Source organism: Mesobacillus sp. S13 (genome assembly GCF_020422885.1).
Classification (GTDB): domain Bacteria; phylum Bacillota; class Bacilli; order Bacillales; family Cytobacillaceae; genus Mesobacillus; species Mesobacillus selenatarsenatis_A.
In genome coordinates this window covers 4,276,382-4,295,624 of the sequence record NZ_CP084622.1, presented here as the reverse complement: position 1 = coordinate 4,295,624, position 19,243 = coordinate 4,276,382, and the positions used below count along the sequence as shown (strand labels likewise).

The 19,243-nt window shown below is 42.3% G+C and carries 13 protein-coding genes; 11 read left to right on the top strand and 2 right to left on the bottom strand.

Features of this window, described 5'->3' with window-relative positions:
- The first annotated feature begins 33 nt into the window (after positions 1-33).
- From LGO15_RS21945 to LGO15_RS21905, 9 genes are all read left to right on the top strand, one after another.
- Positions 34-2,025 (top strand): metallophosphoesterase, encoded by a 1,992-nt coding sequence (locus tag LGO15_RS21945; protein ID WP_226085937.1) that lies wholly within the window; start codon positions 34-36, stop codon positions 2,023-2,025.
- 235 nt (positions 2,026-2,260) lie between these two features.
- Positions 2,261-4,939 (top strand): glucosaminidase domain-containing protein, encoded by a 2,679-nt coding sequence (locus LGO15_RS21940; RefSeq protein ID WP_226085935.1) that lies wholly within the window; start codon positions 2,261-2,263, stop codon positions 4,937-4,939.
- Between the two features lie 333 nt (positions 4,940-5,272).
- The gene (locus tag LGO15_RS21935; RefSeq protein WP_226085934.1) at positions 5,273-6,421 is read left to right on the top strand and encodes a CDP-glycerol glycerophosphotransferase family protein; all 1,149 of its coding nucleotides are present in this window, start codon (positions 5,273-5,275) and stop codon (positions 6,419-6,421) included.
- A gap of 31 nt (positions 6,422-6,452) precedes the next feature.
- Positions 6,453-7,160: an IspD/TarI family cytidylyltransferase gene (locus LGO15_RS21930; RefSeq protein ID WP_226085933.1), complete on the top strand. Its 708-nt coding sequence runs from the start codon at positions 6,453-6,455 to the stop codon at positions 7,158-7,160.
- Position 7,161: 1 nt separating this feature from the next.
- Positions 7,162-8,187: a ribitol-5-phosphate dehydrogenase gene (locus LGO15_RS21925; RefSeq protein ID WP_167833229.1), complete on the top strand. Its 1,026-nt coding sequence runs from the start codon at positions 7,162-7,164 to the stop codon at positions 8,185-8,187.
- A 105-nt stretch (positions 8,188-8,292) separates the two neighbouring features.
- A complete protein-coding gene (locus LGO15_RS21920) occupies positions 8,293-9,093 on the top strand; it encodes a LicD family protein (RefSeq protein ID WP_226085932.1) in 801 nt (266 codons plus the stop codon).
- 168 nt (positions 9,094-9,261) lie between these two features.
- On the top strand, positions 9,262-9,996 hold the full coding sequence (locus tag LGO15_RS21915) for a WecB/TagA/CpsF family glycosyltransferase (RefSeq protein WP_226085931.1): 735 nt from the start codon (positions 9,262-9,264) through the stop codon (positions 9,994-9,996).
- Positions 9,997-10,014: 18 nt separating this feature from the next.
- Positions 10,015-11,121: a glycosyltransferase family 4 protein gene (locus tag LGO15_RS21910; protein WP_167833227.1), complete on the top strand. Its 1,107-nt coding sequence runs from the start codon at positions 10,015-10,017 to the stop codon at positions 11,119-11,121.
- 38 nt (positions 11,122-11,159) lie between these two features.
- Positions 11,160-12,623, top strand: a complete 1,464-nt coding sequence (locus LGO15_RS21905) for an oligosaccharide flippase family protein (protein ID WP_226087959.1) — start codon at positions 11,160-11,162, stop codon at positions 12,621-12,623.
- Between the two features lie 38 nt (positions 12,624-12,661).
- Here LGO15_RS21905 and LGO15_RS21900 read toward each other — a convergent pair whose 3' ends face one another.
- Together LGO15_RS21900 and LGO15_RS21895 are read right to left on the bottom strand one after the other, a co-directional pair.
- The gene (locus LGO15_RS21900; protein WP_226085930.1) at positions 12,662-14,737 is read right to left on the bottom strand and encodes an LTA synthase family protein; all 2,076 of its coding nucleotides are present in this window, start codon (positions 14,735-14,737) and stop codon (positions 12,662-12,664) included.
- A 130-nt stretch (positions 14,738-14,867) separates the two neighbouring features.
- Positions 14,868-16,331 (bottom strand): O-antigen ligase family protein, encoded by a 1,464-nt coding sequence (locus tag LGO15_RS21895; protein ID WP_226085929.1) that lies wholly within the window; start codon positions 16,329-16,331, stop codon positions 14,868-14,870.
- Positions 16,332-16,674: 343 nt separating this feature from the next.
- Here LGO15_RS21895 and LGO15_RS21890 point away from each other — a divergent pair, with 343 nt between their 5' ends.
- Both LGO15_RS21890 and LGO15_RS21885 read left to right on the top strand, forming a co-directional pair.
- On the top strand, positions 16,675-18,114 hold the full coding sequence (locus LGO15_RS21890; protein WP_226085928.1) for an MBOAT family O-acyltransferase: 1,440 nt from the start codon (positions 16,675-16,677) through the stop codon (positions 18,112-18,114).
- 19 nt (positions 18,115-18,133) lie between these two features.
- Positions 18,134-19,195 carry a hypothetical protein gene (locus tag LGO15_RS21885; RefSeq protein WP_226085927.1) on the top strand — a complete coding sequence of 354 codons (1,062 nt, stop codon included), beginning with the start codon at positions 18,134-18,136 and terminating at the stop codon, positions 19,193-19,195.
- The last annotated feature ends 48 nt before the right edge of the window (positions 19,196-19,243 follow it).

Here is a 19,243-nt window from a genome sequence, read left to right as displayed (position 1 = left end):
TATTTACCTAATTATAGAAGGGTAGGCAAATAAGTGTTTCGTATTTTTATTGTTATTGTACTTACCGTCGGGGGATATTTAGGATTAGCGAATACGGACTTTGCAAGTGCTGCAGAAACAGAGATACCGAGGCTTCAGTTTCCGGTCATAAGTGATACCCATATTTGTGGGGAACCTCAGACTTTGGGGGGGATCCCAGTTTGCCAGGATTATAGCCGGGATTTAAAGTTCGGGAGGGCACTCGAGGATTATCAAGAAACAGCACCTAATTACAAAGCGATTGCTGTTGTCGGGGATCTAACGAACCAGGGGCTTGAACAGCAATATCTCGCTTTTGGTCAAATGCTGAATCAATATGTGCCTTCTTACATAGAGAAAGTCTTTGCAATCGGGAATCATGAATTTTTCGAGAAAAAGTATAATCGAGCTTTGACAGATGAGGATATGATTAAGAGATTCCTTGCCCTGGCTGGCAAAGAACGATTGTATTATGACACATGGATTTATGGCTATCATTTCATTGTGCTTGGAAGTGAATCAACGGCAAGTGGTGACTATAATTCTGCGTTTATTTCTGAAGAACAATACCAATGGCTGGTAGAGAAAATTGCAGTCAATACATCAGAAAGTAAACCCATTTTTGTGTTCCTGCACCAATCTATCAAGGATACGATTTACGGGAGTGAATACTGGAGCGGAATCAGTGATTCCAGGCTCGCAGATATTTTAAGGAAGTACCCGCAATCTATCCTTTTCACGGGTCACTCGCACTATCTGCTGGAACATCCAAGAACTGTTTACCAGGATGGGTTCACAATGGTCAATACTGGGGCAGTTGCATATGGCTATTATGATGGCGGGAATCTATTTGGCAAATCGCAGGGATTGTTGGTGAATGTCTTCAAGGACCGTGTAGAAATCAAGGCGAGGGACTTTGGTACTCAAGCTTGGATCAATCAATACTCGATTGAGGTACCCTATAAAAAGACCTATGAGGATATTGAATTGCCTGCTTTCTCGGAAGGGTCTAGCATAACCATAGATTCAGTAAATCATAAATCAGCGAGAGTTTCCTGGGATCCAGCTACAGATAATGGCATTATAGAAAAATATGAAATTTATTTGAATGGTAAACTATGGGACACAAAATATACTCGTTATTGGGAAGATGATGTATCCGTCGAAATGGTTATGTTAAATGGCCTTTTACAGCATACGGATTATAATATTGAAGTCATTGGCATTGATGGCTATGGAAACAAGACTCAAATTGGTTTGAAAACATCATTCCAGACTACTTGGACATATAGTGGCTGGGTTAATGAAGATGGTAACTGGTATTACTATGACCCTGAAACAGGAACGACTAGAACAGGATGGGTCGATTATGAAGGCAAGAGATTTTACATGAATGAAACTGGCATCATGCAAACAGGTTGGATATCAGTGGATGGCATGTGGTACTACCTGGATGATAAGGGTGTCATGCAAGTTGGATGGAATTTGTACAAAAACAAGTGGTATTACATGGATGAAACAGGCGCCATGCAAACAGGCTGGGAATTAGTGAATGGAAAGTGGTATTATCTATCCGAAAACGGCACGATGGTCAGCGGCTGGTTATTGGAGAAGGACAAATGGTATTATTTAGCTGCAGATGGCTCCATGAAGACCGGGTGGCTCAAGTCAGGAACAAAGTGGTATTATTTGTCGTCAAAGGGTATGGTGACGAATTGGCACCAAATTGGAGGCAAATGGTACTTCTTTGATCAGAACGGAGGAATGAAGACCGATTGGATTAAAGATGGTGAGAATTGGTATTATCTAGAATCCAGTGGTTCTATGAAGACAGGGTGGCTTAAATACAGTGACGCATGGTATTATCTCGATATGAGAAGCGGTGTCATGATCAATGGTTGGAAGTATATTGGCGAAAAATGGTACTATTTTTACAGAAACGGGAAAATGGCTGTAAATACTACTATAAATGGTTATAAAATTGGAGCAAATGGCGCGATGTATTGAGTTATAAGATCAGGACACTCTCCTTTCAAAGGGAGAGTGTTTTTTTATTCGACAAATTATTTAAATATTTAAAAAATACAGGACTGTTTATGCTATAATTTAAAAAGCCAATAATTACCACGGGGAGGTCGTCATAAATAACTAAAATTCTATAAATATATTAAACTGGGTGTCGATATATAGAGTAGATTTCATCAGAAAAAAGAGAGATAGAAATAACAGGGGGAAAAGGGTCTTGAAAAAATATGTGTTGCTTGCTGCCATGTCTCTGCTTCTTGTTTTTTCATCCAGTGCGAATGCGTATACAACAACAGGATGGAAGTTGAAAAATAATTACTGGTATTATTACCATAAGGATGGATCGCTCGCCAAAGGATGGGTCTCATACAATGGAAAGTGGTATTATCTTGCGAGCAATGGGGTAATGCAAACAGGCTGGGAACTTGTAAAGAATAAATGGTACTACCTTGAGAGCGGCGGTGCAATGAAGGAAGGCTGGCTGCTCTATAAAAACAAATGGTATTATCTTAAGCCAAAGTCCGGCGACATGAAAACCGGCTGGCTGCTGGATAAATATAAGTGGTATTACCTTGAGAGCAGCGGTGCGATGAAGGAGGGCTGGCTGCTCTATAAAAATGATTGGTATTATTTGAAACCGAAGTCGGGTATCATGGCAGAGGGCTGGATTGAGACTGGCGGCCATAAGTACTTTATGGATTCTTCAGGGAAGATGGTATCTGGAAGAGTGATGATAGAAGGGAAGCCATACATATTTGCCAAATCAGGTGAACTGATTGAAGACAAAGTGACAGGCTGGTTCCAGATTGGACAAGACCGGTACTATTATAATGAAGATTTTACCGCAGCTACAGGTTGGAAAACTATCGACCGCGACAATTACTTCTTTTTTGATAACGGAGTAATGAAAACCGGCTGGCATAAGGAAGCGGAAAAGACCTTCTATTTCGACCAGGATGGCAAAATGGCGGTAGGCTGGAGGACCATTGACGGTTATCGCTACTATTTTGATGAGAATGGATTAATGGCTACGACTGGCTGGATTGAAGATGGGACGAAGCGCTATTACCTGCAAGAGGATGGAAAAGCACTCGTCGGCTGGCTGGAAGAAGCCAACAATAAATATTACTTTAATGCTGACGGCAGCATGGCAAGAGGCTGGACCGTAATTGCGGATAAGCGTTACTTTTTCGGCGAAGATGGTTCGATGAAAACAGGCTGGATCATTGAAGGGAATGACCGCTATTACCTTAACAGCAAAGGTGAATCAGTGACCGGCTGGCTGCTTTACGAAAATCAATGGTATTATTTCAGTCCTGAGGGAAAAGCTGCGACGGGATGGGTGAACGTCAGCGGGAAGCTTTATTATTTGAACGCGGAAGGCATCATGCAGACTGGCTGGCTTGCTGTCGACGGAAAGAAATATTTCCTGAAAGACAGCGGTGCTGCTGCAATTGGCTGGATTGCTGTAGGAGAAAAGAAGTATTTCTTCAATAATGATGGATCTATGTACAACGGCTGGCAGGTTGAGGGAGCCAAACGCTACTACTTTGGCGTAGATGGACTTGTTGGACCAGGTTGGCTGCTGATTGACGGCCACTACTATTACTTTGGCAGCGATGGAGCTGCTATGACCGGCTGGCTCACAGACGCCGGGAAAAGGTATTACCTCGAAGCTGATGGGAAAAGAGCGATAGGCTGGAAGACCATTGATGCAAAACGCTACTACTTCAGCTCAGGCGGAGAGATGGCATCAAGCAAATGGATCAAGCTTGAAGGAACCTGGTATTATTTTAATCAGGATGGAACTGTGAAAACCGGCTGGCTATTATATCAGGGGTACTGGTACTACCTTGGAGCAGAAGGTGCCATGGTGACGGGCTGGCTGCAGGATAATGGCAAGACTTATTATCTGGATGCAGATGGAAAGATGGTAACCGGTGAGCAGACAATTGATGGCCGGGTATACTACTTTTATGAAAATGGCGCTCTAAATACCGGGCCAATCATTTCAAATACAGCATATGACCTGACATTTGCTGAAATGTTACAAAAACAAATGGCTGTTTCGCCACAGACTGATAAATACAGGAATGATAAGGCGTATGTCAGCGGAGATTTTGTCAATGTCAGCGCCAGCACTCCTAATGTAGGGACTGTGACTGCTAATAAGCTGAATGTAAGGGCTGGAATGGATACTACCCATCATATATTTGGATATGTCTATTATGGAACTACTGTTCAAATCGTAGCTAAAGTTGGAGACTGGTACGAAATCAAGTTCGGTGCATGGAGAAATGCTAAAGCAGAAGATGTAGCATATTACCTGAATCCGAATAACTTCAGCCAAACTGATGATTCGTATTATCAATTTCTTTCACTATCAAAGAACACCCAGGCAACTGCAGCGGAAATCAATGAGAAAATCCTTGTCAAAAAGGGAATCCTCACAGGGAAAGCAGAGGCCTTCATTAAGGCGAGCAAGGACTATAGTGTGAATGAGATTTATCTCATTTCGCATGCTTTGTTAGAAACGGGCCATGGAACATCCGAACTCGCTAACGGAGTAACCATTAATGGAAAGAAAGTATACAATATGTATGGTTACGGAGCATATGACAATTGCGCTTTATCATGCGGAGCACAGTTCGCTTATGATCAAGGATGGTTCACGCCTGAAGATGCAATTATTGGCGGAGCACAGCTCATCGCCAGCAAATACATCCATCAAGGCCAGGACACACTCTACAAAATGCGCTGGAACCCAGCCAACCCAGCAAGACACCAATACGCAACAGACATTGGCTGGGCCGCAAAACAAGTCAACAGCTTCAGTAAACTATACGCACTACTCAAATCACCAACACTGTACTTCGACGTACCACAGTATAAATAAAGAGGTGCCTGGGGAGGTGCCTGTCACCACCCGGAATTTGTCGAATCAAAAGCCTATATCCAGAAGCGTTGCTGTTTCTGGATATCAGGCTTTTTTATTTTGGTGTTTTGAGATTCGACGAGTTTGACGAGTTCGACGGGTGCCTGTCACCACCCGAAATTTGTCGAAGGGGCTATTTGGTGATATCTGTTGAAATTTGTAATTAGTTTGTTTATCATTAATAGGAAAACATTTTATGACTACATGCCTATAGCGATGATAGATGAAGCGATATTTATGGAAGCAATATCGCTTTTATTATGTTATAGGTCAAGGATAGGCAGGAATTCTACGATGAAGCAATTGATCAAGAAGCTGTACCAGTTTATTTTCTATAAAGTATTGTACAATCTCTTCAAGTTGCTGCCGGTAAATGAGAGGAAGATCATTTACATTTCTCATTATGGGAATCGATTTGGCTGTAATTCTAAGAGTATGTACGATCACATTAAGGTACATTATCCCGAGTACACGAATGTCATTGTCCTGAACAAGGCAGATGTGAAAAATGAGCATGCTGGGGATAAGGGTGTCGGCTACTATTCAGTCTCGTTCCTGCATGAACTCGCTACTTCGAAGTACTGGGTAGTCAATACGAATCTTCACCCGGACTTGTCGCCACGTAAGGAAACGGTATACCTGCAGACATGGCATGCTGCTGGCGCATTCAAGAAGTTCGGACTTGACCTTCCGGAGAGCAGGGGGCAAGAGAAGGAAAGCTGGAAGCGGGATACATCCCACTGGACAAAGCTGATTTCAAGCTCAGAGAGCATCGTCGAAACATACGCGAGCGCTTGCGGCATTGATCAAAGGAAGATTTATCCGATCGGACTGCCGCGTAATGATATCTTCTTCAAGAAGAATGATATCGCCAAAATGAAAAAAGACTTTTACAAAGACTACAATATACCTGATGACAAGAAAATCATCCTGTACGCACCAACCTACAGGGACACTGATAATGATAACCCAATCAACCTGGATTTTAGCAAACTCCAGAAAGAGCTCGGCCAGGAATACGTTTTTGTCCTGAAATTGCATCCGTTCCTTGCGAACTATAAATTTAAAGCAGCGACAAAGGAAGAAGAACAATTCGTCCTGAACTTGTCATCCATCGATGATATCCAGGATCTGCTGCTGATTGCTGATGTCCTGATCACAGATTATTCTTCGGTCATTTTTGACTTCGCCATCACAGGCCGTCCGATGATTTTTTATTCATATGATTTGGGTGCTTATGAGAGAGGCTTTTACTTTGACTATAGAACTAAGCTTCCTGGACCGATTGTTTTTAACCAGGAAGAGCTTGAAGTTGAATTAAAGGATTACCGGAAGCTGTCCGAGACATATCACGAAGCAGTCCTACAATTTGCGAAAGAATACAATGCAGGGTTCGATGGGAAATCGACCGAAAAAGCAGTCAAGCTGCTGCTGGAACAATAACACCTAAAAACGATGAAACGAGGTATGAATCATGATATACGCAGAAATCCTTGCAGGCGGAAAAGGAACACGAATGGGCAATATCAATATGCCGAAACAGTTTCTTACATTGAATAACAAACCGATTATTATTCATACTATTGAAAAGTTCATCTTGAATGACCGATTTGATAAAATCCTTGTCGTAACACCAAGCGAGTGGATCAATTACACAAAGGATATTATTCGCAAGCACATCGGCGAAAACCATCCGATCATTGTAGTCGAAGGCGGCAGGGACCGTAATGAATCAATCATGAGCGGAATTCGCCACATATCCGAAAATTTCGGACTGAATGATGATGATATTATCGTTACCCATGATGCTGTTCGCCCTTTCCTGACTCACAGGATTATCGAGGAGAACATTGATGCCGCATTAGAGAGTGGTGCTGTTGACACAGTAGTGAGCGCGGTGGATACAATCATTGAATCTGAGGATGGAGTCTATATTTCCAATATCCCGAAGCGTGACAATATGTATCAGGGACAAACACCACAAAGCTTCAGTATTAAAAAGCTTGTTGAGTTATATAATTCTCTGTCAGAAGACCAAAAGAGCATTTTGACTGATGCTTGTAAAATCTTCACTCTATATGGAGAAAAAGTGAAAATCGTTAAAGGCGAAGTTTTCAATATCAAAATCACTACTCCGTTTGATCTTAAGGTGGCAAACGCCATGATACAGGAGAAGATGTAAAATGATAAATCAAGTATACCGTCTTGTGTCGGCAAGGCAATTTGAGATTAGTTACAATGACCATTCGATTAACTCAGAACATATTGCCATTCGTCCAACACATTTGTCGATTTGCAATGCTGACCAGCGATATTATACTGGAACCCGTGGAAAAGAAGCGATGGCCAAAAAATTGCCGATGGCTTTGATTCATGAAGGGATCGGGAAAGTCGTCTATGACCCGAAAGGCGAGCTCAAGCCTGGCACTAGTGTGGTAATGGTGCCGAATACTCCGGTAGAGAACGATGAAATCATTGCTGAAAATTATCTTAGGTCGTCTAAGTTCCGTTCTAGCGGATTTGACGGTTTTATGCAGGACTATGTGTTTATGGACCGAGATCGGGTCGTAATCCTGCCGGAATCCATCAATCCGCATGTCGCGGCTTTCATAGAATTAATCACCATCAGCATGCACGCCTTAAAGCGTTTCGAGGCAAAAGCGCACTCCCGAAGGAATTCATTCGGCATCTGGGGTGACGGTAATTTAGGGTTTATCACTGCATTAATCCTGAAAAAGCATTATAAGGATAGCAAAGTATATGTTTTTGGAAAGACTCAGTGGAAACTTGATAACTTCTCATTTGCTGATGAAACCTATTTGATTGATGATATCCCTGAAAATGTCCGGATTGACCATGGTTTTGAATGTGCAGGCGGGAAAGGCAGTCAATATGCTATCGACCAGATCATCGATCATATTCATCCGGAAGGTTCTATAGCCATTCTTGGTGTTTCAGAGTATCCTGTTGAAATCAATACGAGAATGGTACTGGAAAAGGGACTGACGATTATCGGAAGCAGCAGAAGCGGAAGGATAGACTTCGAGGATACAGTGAACTTCTTGGACGAGCATAAAGAAGTAGTTGATTATTTGACTACAATCGTCGGTTCAGTTAATGAAGTTAAGTCCATCCAGGATGCTATCAAGGCCTTCGAGTTCGACCTGTCTACTTCATGGGGAAAGACGATCATGGAGTGGAAGATTTAACCTGGAATCTAATGCATTCAAAATATCAAATATCACGTTATAGTAGTTTCGAAAGGTTTCTAGCTACTAAATTATCTTACATCTGATTAAAAGGGGGATAGGCCAATGGAAAAGGAAATAGATCAACAAAACCCTCTTTTGGCAGCTCAGAGTGTAATGACTGATATGCTTTATGTGATACACCAGATTTGTGAGAAGCATGATATCAAGTACTGGCTAACGGACGGTTCATTGCTTGGATCGATTAGGCATAAGGGCTTTATACCTTGGGATGACGATGCTGATATAGGAATGATGAGAGAAGATTACAATAAGTTTCTGCGAATTATCCAAGAGGAACTGCCTTCTCCCTATAAAGTACAGTCTAAAGTTAACCAAACCCATGGGCTGCATAACTGGTTGAAAATTATGTATATGGAAGATTTCGAGTGGGTTGATTGGTGGGGGAACTGGACGAAAGGTTTGTCCATCGATGTGTTCCCGTTTGATTTTGTTCCGGAAAAGTATGAAAACAAGAAGTCTTTGAAGGAAAAACTGATCAACAGGGTAGCAACCATTCGATATCCATTGAGTGGGAACCCGTTGAAAACAACGATTCAACGGACAATTAATAAAGTCAAAATCCACAATATTTACAGCAAGTACAATAAACAAACAAATATTGTGACATACGGTATCGAACTGCCCTATTACGGCTGGGCATACTTCCATGTAGATGAAATCTTCCCATTGAAAAAAGGACAATTCGGGAAACATGAATTTTATATACCAAATAACTATGAACGATACCTTGAAAAACTCTACGGAAACTACATGGAACTCCCAAAACCAGAAGACCGGGTAAGCCACATGGCAAACCTCAAATTTTCAAGACCACAGCCGCCCGACAACAAACCGCAAAAATAAAACGGTCCTACGATCGTTTTATTTTTTGTATTTCGAGCGGTGCCTGTCACCACCCGAAATTTGTCGAATACCGTGTTTTGTAGGTTGGGCGTCTGTCTCCGTATGAAGTTATCATTGGGGTGGTGCCTGTCACCACCCGAAATTTGTCGAAAGTTAGGGGTTTTGTTTGTGCGTGATTTAGTTGATATTTTAGGTGTTAAGTTTGTTAGGCTTTCGCGGGGGGAGATTCTTTCTCAGGTTGAGGGGAGTATTGATAGCAACGGGAAGATGTTTGTTGTTACGGCGAACCCTGAGATTGTGATGCATGCGAAGGATCATCCTGATTATATGAGGACGGTTTCTAATGCGGATATGGTGATTGCGGATGGGATTGGCGTTATAATCGGGTCTAAGATCCTTAACACCCCTCTGCCTGAAAGGGTTGCTGGTTTCGATCTGCTCACTGAGCTCCTCAAGCGAGGAAACGAGAAGAACTGGCGTGTGTTTTTCCTTGGTGCTAAGGATGAAGTGCTTCAGGAAGCTGTCGGGAACGTGAAAAAGGACTATCCGAACCTGGTCATAGCGGGTTCGCACCATGGGTATTTCAAGGATGATGACACGAAAGTCGCTGATCTAGTCAGGGAAGCGCAGGCGGATATGGTGTTCGTAGCACTCGGCTTCCCAAGGCAGGAAAAATGGATTGAGGCGTATATGCCGTCATTCGATAAAGGTTTATTCATGGGCGTTGGCGGCAGCTTTGATGTCCTCGCAGGACATGTTCAGAGAGCGCCGGAAATCTGGCAAAAGCTAAACCTTGAATGGCTGTACCGGCTTCTGAAGCAGCCCTCTAGATGGAAAAGAATGCTGACACTGCCTATGTTTATTTTAGAGGTCGTAAAAGAAAAGAATAGGCGGAAACGCTAATCGAAGGGAATCTGTTCTATGAAAGTTCTTCATTTAAATGCGGGAAATGAAACGGGCGGAGGAATGCATCATATTCTTCTGCTCTTGAAGCATATGAAACGGGAAGAGGTAATTCTCGGTGTTTTCGAGGAAGGTGAGATGTCACGAAGGGCTGAAAAGCTGGGCATCACAGTAAAACTCTTCACGCAATCGTCTAGGCTGGATTTTTCAGTGGTCGCCGCTGTTTCTGAATACGTAAACGAGAATCATGTTGATATCATTCATACACACGGTCCGAGGGCGAATCTGTTTGGCACTTTCCTGAAAAAGAAAACGAGCGCTAAGTGGGTGACGACCATCCACAGCGACCCACGTGATGACTTTATGGGGCAAGGCACCAAGGGGAAGGTGTTCACCTTCCTTAATACTTGGTCCATCAAAAAAGCAGATCATTTATTGGCCATCTCTGAAAAATTCCATGATATTCTTCATGAAGAATATAAAATCAGCAAAGATAAAATCACGACGATCCTCAACGGCATCGAGTTCGACGCCGTATCCGGAAAGCCTTATAATAGACAGCAGTTCGGACTGAATGATGACGAACTTGTGGTCATCATGGTGGCAAGGCTCGAAAAAGTAAAGGATCATCTGACTGCTTTTAAAGCAGTGAAGCATGCAATTGACCATGGAGAGAAGGTCAAACTGTTATTGGTAGGCGATGGAAATGAAAAAAATGTTTTAGTCTCTCATGTTGAGCAGCTTGGACTAAAAAAAGAGATTCTCTTCCTTGGCCACCGTGACGATGTAATTGATCTATACCCAATGGCTGATTTGGGCATCCTCACTTCCAAAAGCGAGAGCTTCCCATTGGTACTGCTCGAGGCAGCTAGGGCAGGTGTTCCGGCTATCAGCACAGATGTAGGAGGAGTCCGCAGAATGATTCCATCAGCTGAGCATGGCTGGGTACATGATGGTGGAGACTACAAAGGAATTGGAGACTCACTAATTAAGGCTGCCGAACTGAAGAAAGTGAAGCAATTATCACGCATTGGAGAGGCTTTCCGTGAGCATTGCCGCTCAAACTTTTCAATCATGAACCAAGTCGCAGATGTCAACAAGGCCTATACTAAAATCTTAAGTTAACATACTTACTTAAGACTGGATTGGATATGAAACGAAATATGGAAAAATCTCTTTTTAAAAATGCCATCTATAAGATAGCGTTAAATTTCTTTAACTTAATCGTCCCGATCCTGATCGGCCCTTATGTGTACCGTGCTTTAGGCGCTGACTCCATTGGTAAAGTGAAATATGGAGAGTCCATTTTCAATTACTTCTTCATTTTTGCGACATTCGGGATTTACCAGTACGGGCTTCGGGAAATCAGCAGGATCAAAAAGGATAAGACTAAGGTAGCCCAGCTTTTCACGACGCTGTTCACGTTCAGCTTGATTACGAACGCCGTTACGATGGCCGCTTACTTGTTAGTGACTTTCCTGGGGTATGGTGACCATTACCTGTTCCCGATTCTCCTTATCTTCTCATTCAGCTTCGTCATGAATATCTTTTATGTTGAATGGCTGAATGAGGCATTTGAAAACTATGATTTCATCACAATCAAAACGATCATCGTAAAAATCATCTATGTCGTCCTGTTGATTGCTCTCGTAAAAAGCTCGGCAGATTATTTGATTTTCACATCACTTCTAGTAATGACGACAAGCCTGAACAATATCATCAGTTTTGTTTATATAAAAAGACAAGTGAAGTTTGATTTTTCTCATATGAAATTCAAGCCTCACATTAAACCGTTATTTTTAGTAGTTATCTTCATGAACGGGAATATCCTTTATTCCCAGTTGGATATCTTCATGCTAGGTCGTTATGTCAGCGATGCGGCCGTATCATTCTACGTCATGTCGAAGCAGATTACAACGATAATAAGCGCACTGATGCTCAGCGTCGTACAGGTGACAATACCAAGGCTTTCCTATATACTCGGTTCATCCAATGACGAGGAATCCTATGTGAATCTCGTACAAAGAGTTGCAAGGATATATTATGCTGTCCTTTTCCCTGCAGCTGTAGGCCTGCTGGCTATATCTGACCTGGGGGTAATCGCTTATGGAGGCGGTGAGTTTGCCGGAGCTGGTTCGGTCCTTGCTGTCTACTCCATCTACATGATTTTCGTCGGTACAGACAATGTCCTCGCCAACCAGGTCATGTATGTGAAAAAGAAAGAGAATATCCTCGTCAGGTTCATAGTGGTTGGCGGTATTTTTAACCTGATGTTAAATGCTATCTTTGTGTACTTGGATCTATTCAGTGCAGCGGTGGCCATTGGGACAACAGCTGCATCAACGGTATTGCTAGTTGCGATGGAATATTACTATATCCGAAAAAAGCTGGATATACCTTTATTCCTGTTTAACAAAACCAACATGAAATACCTGCTATTCTCACTGACATTCTTCCCGATTTCGTATATTCTGAGGAGTTTCATCTCAGGTACTTATGTTCTTTTCACTGTCATCGTAGTAGCATGTATCGCCGTCTATGGTGCCCTGATGTGGCTGACCAAAGACGAAATGCTGTACTTGCTGCTTGATAAAGTGAAGAACAAATTGCCTGGTTTCAAGAAATGACCATAACAAAAGGCTGAGGGAAGTCCTCAGCCTTTTTCTTATTCCATCATCATCTTCTTCCCATTCGATTCAGCTATGCTATTTTCCTTATCGTCGAGGACCTTGACAATAACTTCTAGTTCTTTACCTTTGAATTTTTCTGGTACTGAAGCGATTAATGTTTTCTCGTCATTGAAGATGGTTGTTTGCTGCTCTCCGTTCACGAAGACTTTAGCGTTTGAGACAAAATGCTTACCGGTGACTTTGAGGTTATCCTTTTCCGTCATTTTTAGCTTCGTGATTTTCATTTTCTCGCTGCCCAGGAAGTAATCATCATGTGGCTTCACTGGATTCTTCTTGTAGCTGTACTGTTCGCCAAACAAGGTGTCATATTGCAGGAGCTGATACTCTTTGAGTTTGTTCTCATCGATTTTCTCATCAGCGTAAAAGGGCTTTTTAGGAATGACGTGTGTGCCTTCCTCGTAAACTTTTTCAGCCATCGCAAACATCGGCGACTTGTCCCTTTTGGCGTGGGAAAGGATGTAGGAGCCCAGGAAATTAGGCGTCATCCGCAAGTCTTCTTTCTTGCCTTCGGAGTAATTATCCCAAACGAGCAATGGTGTGGTCTGAAGCTTTAAATAATCTTCGTAGGCATGAATGCTCTTGAAGTAGTCGGCTTCACGATACACGGCATAATCATAGCCAAGCATTGGGAGGTGGTCCCCGTAAATCACGACCATTGTTGGTTCATCGAGTTCTTTAACACCTTCAATCAAGACCCTGATCGAATCATCCGTTTCCTTTAGCACCTGGCAGTATAGGTCAAGGACGTATTGAGGCACCTTGGTTAGCTGAGGTGTGTTTTTACAGCTAGGAAGCGGGTCGTAACGAATATCATCGTATGGACCGTGGCTAGAGACGGTAACCGTATTGATAAAGTCAGGGCCTTCCGTTTTCTTAAGTTCTTCGACTGTCTGTTCCATCAGCTCTCGGTCATCGATATATGGACCAATCATCTTCGGATTGGAGAAGAACTCCATGCTGACGAATTTTTCATAGCCAAGCCATTTATACGTAAGGTTACGGTCATAGAACCAGTTCTTGAATGTGTGGACTGCTGTAGTATTATAGCCCTGGTTCCTGAAAACGTGAGGAAGGGCATCAATCGGCCGGTTGACTTGAGCGTTATAACTTTCCTTACCCTCTGGAAGGAAGCGGGTTGACATTCCTGTCATGATCTCCAGCTCCGTGTTGATGGTCCCTCCGCCAAAAATATGAGTAAGAAGCTCGCCTGACGAATGTTCCTTTGTCAGAGATCTGAAATAAGGAATCGGATCCTCTTCAAATGATAGATTCTTCAGCAGTAAAGGATCCCAGAATGCTTCCGCGAGAACGACAATCACATTTGGTTTGAAGTCCTCGTCCACACCTTCCGTTTCAGGCAGGGATTCCACGATCTTATTGATTTCTCGCTTGCTGTATTCAGTCGGATGGACCACTTTGGATTCTTCCTTCAGGTTCAGGAAACCGCCAACCAGTCCAAGTTTCTGGTATTCCTCCACATTGCCGACAGCCGAAGCCCTGATTGAGAAAACCGTGGGGTTCAACAATATTGCTGCTATTCCAGCAATGGCGAAAACAGAGAGAATTAGACGGATTTTCCATTTTAACGGCTCTGTGATTTTCATTAGATAATAGACGATCCCAAAGATGAAAGCCAATATGATAATAGCCATCATGGCCATTTTCACTGATAAAAAGCCGTTAAGGACGTTTGCGAAGGCTGCACCTTCCTTGACAAGGCCGAGGTCAGTCGGTGTAAGATAATCCCCTCTAAGCTTGAACTTCTGGTAGCTGCCAAACGCAACGATAGAAAAGAAGGCTAGCTGCAGAATGATGAATGGAATGAATAATTTCTTCGGAATAAACAATACTGTTGAGATAAACAGCAGGAAGAATAAATAGGATATGACAAATGCTGCGCTGCTTTCCTGGATCCATTTTAACGCCGCTGTAAAAGATCCGCGGTGGATCGATTCGATCGCCAATAATGATACGAGCGGGGCGAGCAGCAATAAAAGGATGTACCATATTTTCGCTTTATTAAGATTGAGTCGGTCAAATACTTTTTTCATAGAAGGGTAATCCTTTCTCTCATTTTTGTATTCTATTAAATCGATGATAAGAGCAAAACTATATATATTTATCCAAACAGCAACTGGATAAACCGAAAGGACGATAAATATCTATCGTCCTTTGGATGTCTTAATGTTTCAGTTGTTTAAGCCTGTGGAAGGCAAATCCTAATGCCAGGAAGTAATAGAGCATGAACGTATCATTTTCAAGGATGTTGTAGACTAGACCCCCGACCATCATTGTCACGAAGAAGAAGACAAGGGTGATCGCCAATGGGCGGTCAGACTGCTTATAAATTTTAATAGTAATTAGCAATAGATAAACAATAAAGACAGTCAGGATCAATACGCCGACAATGCCAGTTTCAGCAAGTGTCAGGATATATTGATTATCTGAGTAAAAATTGAAGCCAATCTCATATTCATCATAGATTGGTGAAGAGTAAGCAAGTGTAGCAGCTCCTCCGAATGTTCCAAAGCCTGTCCCGATGATTGGATGGTCCTTGAAGACTTCAATCGCCTTTGTCACATAATAAATCCTGCCGTCAGCGCTGCTTTTGCCGATTGTATCCTCAGAAAAAGCCTCCTTATAACGGTTGTAGCCTGTTTCCTCTTTATTCTTGTTAGATGAAGGGTCGTCCTCCTCATCGGAACCATCGACGTTATCGACTGCATACAGGACATTGTCTTGATAGAAATCTGCTGTAGCTGTTACTGCATAGAACAAGCCAGCCGATACAAATGTCACCATCAAAATAGGCACTAATCTCTTCAGGTTACGGAAAAAGACGAAATAAGCAATAACGAATACAAAGAGTGCAAGGAAAGCTCCACGTGAATAAGTCAGCAGGAAGGTTGCGCCAATCGTGGACAAGCCAGCTAAAAACAGCCATCTTTTGTTTCCTTTAAAATGATTGAATAAAGCAAGTGAGATCAAGAATGCGATTGCCAGATATAGAGCTAATTCGTTCGGCCCTTTTAGCAAACCGTAAACCCGGATATGGTTTGTATTCGAAAGGCTCCAATTCTGCCATGCTTCTGGCATGAAAGCAGTCTTATCAGATATCTTTTCAACAAACCCATGAATAGACAGGATGACAGCAGTGACGAATGTCAGCAGGATTCCTCTTTTCTTGAATGCTTCCGTAAGGTCCATTCTCTTGACAACATAGTAGACCAGGTAAAACAGGATGTAAGCACGAACCTGCAGGATGATTGCCATCAGTTCGACACCGGTAATCAAAGCGGAAATGATTCCCACCGCCAGGAAGGCGAAGAACGCCAGCTCGAACACCTGGAATTGGAACAGGTTTTTCAGGTTTTTCCGGTTGTCATAAGCTGTCCAAATCAAGAGGGCAAATATAATTAAGTCACCCGTGATCTTTAGCCCGGAATTCATTTCGATTAAAAAGGGCCTCAATGATACAAATAGAATGAGGAGCAGAAGTCCCGCCTGCCTGTTCATCAAAGTGAAGAGGGCGAGGATGACAGATGCAGCCAACGCAATGTAGGTGTTGCCAACCAAGATGCTAAAAGTAACAAGTAAGACAGACAGCAGCAAAATCATGCTGTCTTTGCGTAGTATATTCATCATTTACCAACCTCTATATTTATTTAAATATCTGGCTGCGCTGATTGTTCGCTAAGATGTTCACTGACCCCTTACTGCCTTGTCAAACCGCTTTTAGAGGAATTTATCAGCCCGGGAAGTGATGGCCATCTGCTGCAATCTTGCATTTTTATACACAGGCAAATATTTTTGAATTTTTCATTTAAACCAGCATCTATGATAACTTTTTTTGTCGAATTAATCAAGATTGGATGACTTCCAATTTTGTGGCAGATTATTTATTCTTTATTATGTGATTTACATTTAAAAGGTAATCATATAGAATTTATCCGTTGATAACATCATTACTGAAGGGAAGCATAATCGAATGCTGTTTAATTCATATACTTTTATTTTCTTTTTCCTTCCTATTGTATTTATCGGTTATTTTGCGTTGTTGCGGATCAAGCCAGTCATAGGGAAAGCATTCCTTGTTTTGAGTTCATTCTTTTTTTATGGATATTGGAATGAATCCTACCTCATACTGATCATTGGTTCTATTCTTGTAAACTTCTTCTTCGGCAAGATTCTGTCCCGGGAAAAGGTCAGTCACATCATCAGGAAGCTTGTTGTTAGTGTCGGAATTGCAATCAATATCGCGCTTCTTGGATATTATAAGTACTCTGACTTTTTTATCGAAAATTTCAATGCGCTTTTCAGCCTTGACCAAAACCTGCTGAACCTGGCGCTGCCGCTTGCAATCAGTTTCTTCACTTTCCAGCAGATTGCCTTCCTTGTGGATAGCTACCGATTGGAAACGAAGGATTACAATATTCTTGATTATTCTTTGTTCGTTACCTTTTTCCCGCAGTTGATTGCCGGGCCGATTGTCCACCATAGCGAGGTCATGCCCCAATTCAACGATAAGAAAAATTGGAAGATGAATTATGCGAACATCTCCCGCGGGCTTTATATATTCGGGATTGGTTTGTTCAAGAAAGTCATCATTGCGGACACCTTTGCTCTATGGGCAAATGACGGTTACAACAATATGGCATCACTGTCACTGTATGACAGCTGGGTTACAACGCTGTCCTACACCTTCCAGCTGTATTTTGATTTCAGCGCTTATTGTGATATGGCAATCGGAATCGGCCTTCTTTTCAATATCGTGCTGCCAATCAATTTCAATTCACCATATAAGTCTTTGAACATCCAGGAATTTTGGAAAAGATGGCATATCACTCTGGGAAGGTTCTTTACTCAATATGTCTATATCCCTCTAGGTGGAAATCGGAAGGGACAGGCTAGGACCTATTTCAATCTGTTTTTGATCTTTTTCATAAGCGGCTTTTGGCATGGGGCAGGCTGGACATTCATTGTCTGGGGAGCGATGCATGGGTTTGCAAGCATTCTGTACAGATGGTGGAGCCGGACAGGTTTTTCTTTCCCAAAAGTGGTATCCTGGTTCATCACCTTCATGTTCGTCCACGTTGCATGGGTGTATTTCAGAGCAATCAGCATTGACCAGGCGAATGTCATGATCAAGAAGATGTTCAGCTTCCATACGTTGACCCTGCCAGAAGGATTGGCCCAATCTGTCCTTACATTTACTGGGCGGTCTTACCCTGTTGCAACCTACTTCTTCAGCCTGGATCTGGCTATTGTGCTTGCAATCGGATTGCTTGTCGTTTTCTTTGCAAAAAATTCAATCGAAAAGATGAACTTGTTCCAGCCATCCATTAAACATGCAGTGGCAACAGCATTTTTCTTTGTCGTATCAGTACTATACTTGAACAGGGTAAGTGAATTCTATTTCAACTTCTAAATTGCACGAGGTGCGAATCATGCGCGAGAAATCTTTTATTAAGCTATTTGTCCTTTTTTCCATACTGTTAGCCGGAATCATTGCCGTTTTCATTTATATAGTAGACCCTTTATTCTATTATCGGGAGCAATCCCTTTATAGGCCGCAATACCTGGCAACCGAGAGGTACCAGATGCCTGGATTGCTGAAAAATAGGGAGTACGAAACATTGTTCACATCTACTTCGATGGGCCGGAACTTTGTCGAAAGTCATGCAGATGAAAAAATGAAAACTGTCTCTTTCAACGGTGCCTTGCCTGCATCTACGGCAAGGGAACAGGCGATGGTCGCCGACCTCGCCATCAGGCACCAGGATTTAAAGACGATCATTTGGGAAATCAATTATTATTCTTTTGCCGAAGAACCGGACTGGACTCTGGAACCTGAGAAAAATACCTTCCCGCATTTTTTATATGATGATTCCAAATGGAACGACATCAAATATCTGTTCAACTCCTATTCCTTTGAGGTGATGTATGATAACATTTTAGCCAACAAGGAAGGTGACGAACGGAAGAGGGATGTGGAAACATTATATAAATTCGGTGGCGGGGTGCCGCCGCAATCAATTGAAAGCATGGCGGCCAAGCTCGATGGTTTGGAGCAAAGCAGCCAACTGCCGAAATATGAACATGTGGAATATATGATGAAATCTTTTGAGGCGAATTTGATCCCTCTCGTAAAAAATAACCCTGATATCAAATTCAAGCTGTTTTATGCGCCGTATCCAATCGTCAACCATGTTTCATTTTACCGGAAAAATCCTCAGTATCTTGAGGAGAGGGCAAAGTTCAAAGAGGCAGTATACGAAAAATTAAGCCAGTATGACAACGTCCAGCTCTATGATTTCCAAACAGAATCATCCATTACGTATGTTGCGAAGAACTATATGGACAGCGTCCATTATTACCGCTATATTAACGACTGGATGATTGATTACATGGCTGAATACAAAGGTATTTCCTCTAAGGAAGAGAATGATAAAATCATTGAGGAATTCCGGAATCAAATCATCAACTTCAATGTTGCACAGCTGAAGTAAGGTTTTTCAAAGGTCAGTAAATTTTTGCTGACCTTTTTCTGTGCCAAA

What these genes read in the sequence shown, in the direction of transcription:
- LGO15_RS21935 (WP_226085934.1), top strand. Translation starts at nt 5,273, where the DNA reads ATGAAGCAATTGATCAAGAAGCTGTACCAGTTTATTTTCTATAAAGTA.
- LGO15_RS21930 (WP_226085933.1), top strand. Translation starts at nt 6,453, where the DNA reads ATGATATACGCAGAAATCCTTGCAGGCGGAAAAGGAACACGAATGGGC.
- LGO15_RS21925 (WP_167833229.1), top strand. Translation starts at nt 7,162, where the DNA reads ATGATAAATCAAGTATACCGTCTTGTGTCGGCAAGGCAATTTGAGATT.
- LGO15_RS21920 (WP_226085932.1), top strand. Translation starts at nt 8,293, where the DNA reads ATGGAAAAGGAAATAGATCAACAAAACCCTCTTTTGGCAGCTCAGAGT.
- LGO15_RS21910 (WP_167833227.1), top strand. Translation starts at nt 10,015, where the DNA reads ATGAAAGTTCTTCATTTAAATGCGGGAAATGAAACGGGCGGAGGAATG.
- LGO15_RS21905 (WP_226087959.1), top strand. Translation starts at nt 11,160, where the DNA reads ATGGAAAAATCTCTTTTTAAAAATGCCATCTATAAGATAGCGTTAAAT.
- LGO15_RS21900 (WP_226085930.1), bottom strand. Translation starts at nt 14,737, where the DNA reads ATGAAAAAAGTATTTGACCGACTCAATCTTAATAAAGCGAAAATATGG.
- LGO15_RS21895 (WP_226085929.1), bottom strand. Translation starts at nt 16,331, where the DNA reads ATGATGAATATACTACGCAAAGACAGCATGATTTTGCTGCTGTCTGTC.
- LGO15_RS21890 (WP_226085928.1), top strand. Translation starts at nt 16,675, where the DNA reads ATGCTGTTTAATTCATATACTTTTATTTTCTTTTTCCTTCCTATTGTA.
- LGO15_RS21885 (WP_226085927.1), top strand. Translation starts at nt 18,134, where the DNA reads ATGCGCGAGAAATCTTTTATTAAGCTATTTGTCCTTTTTTCCATACTG.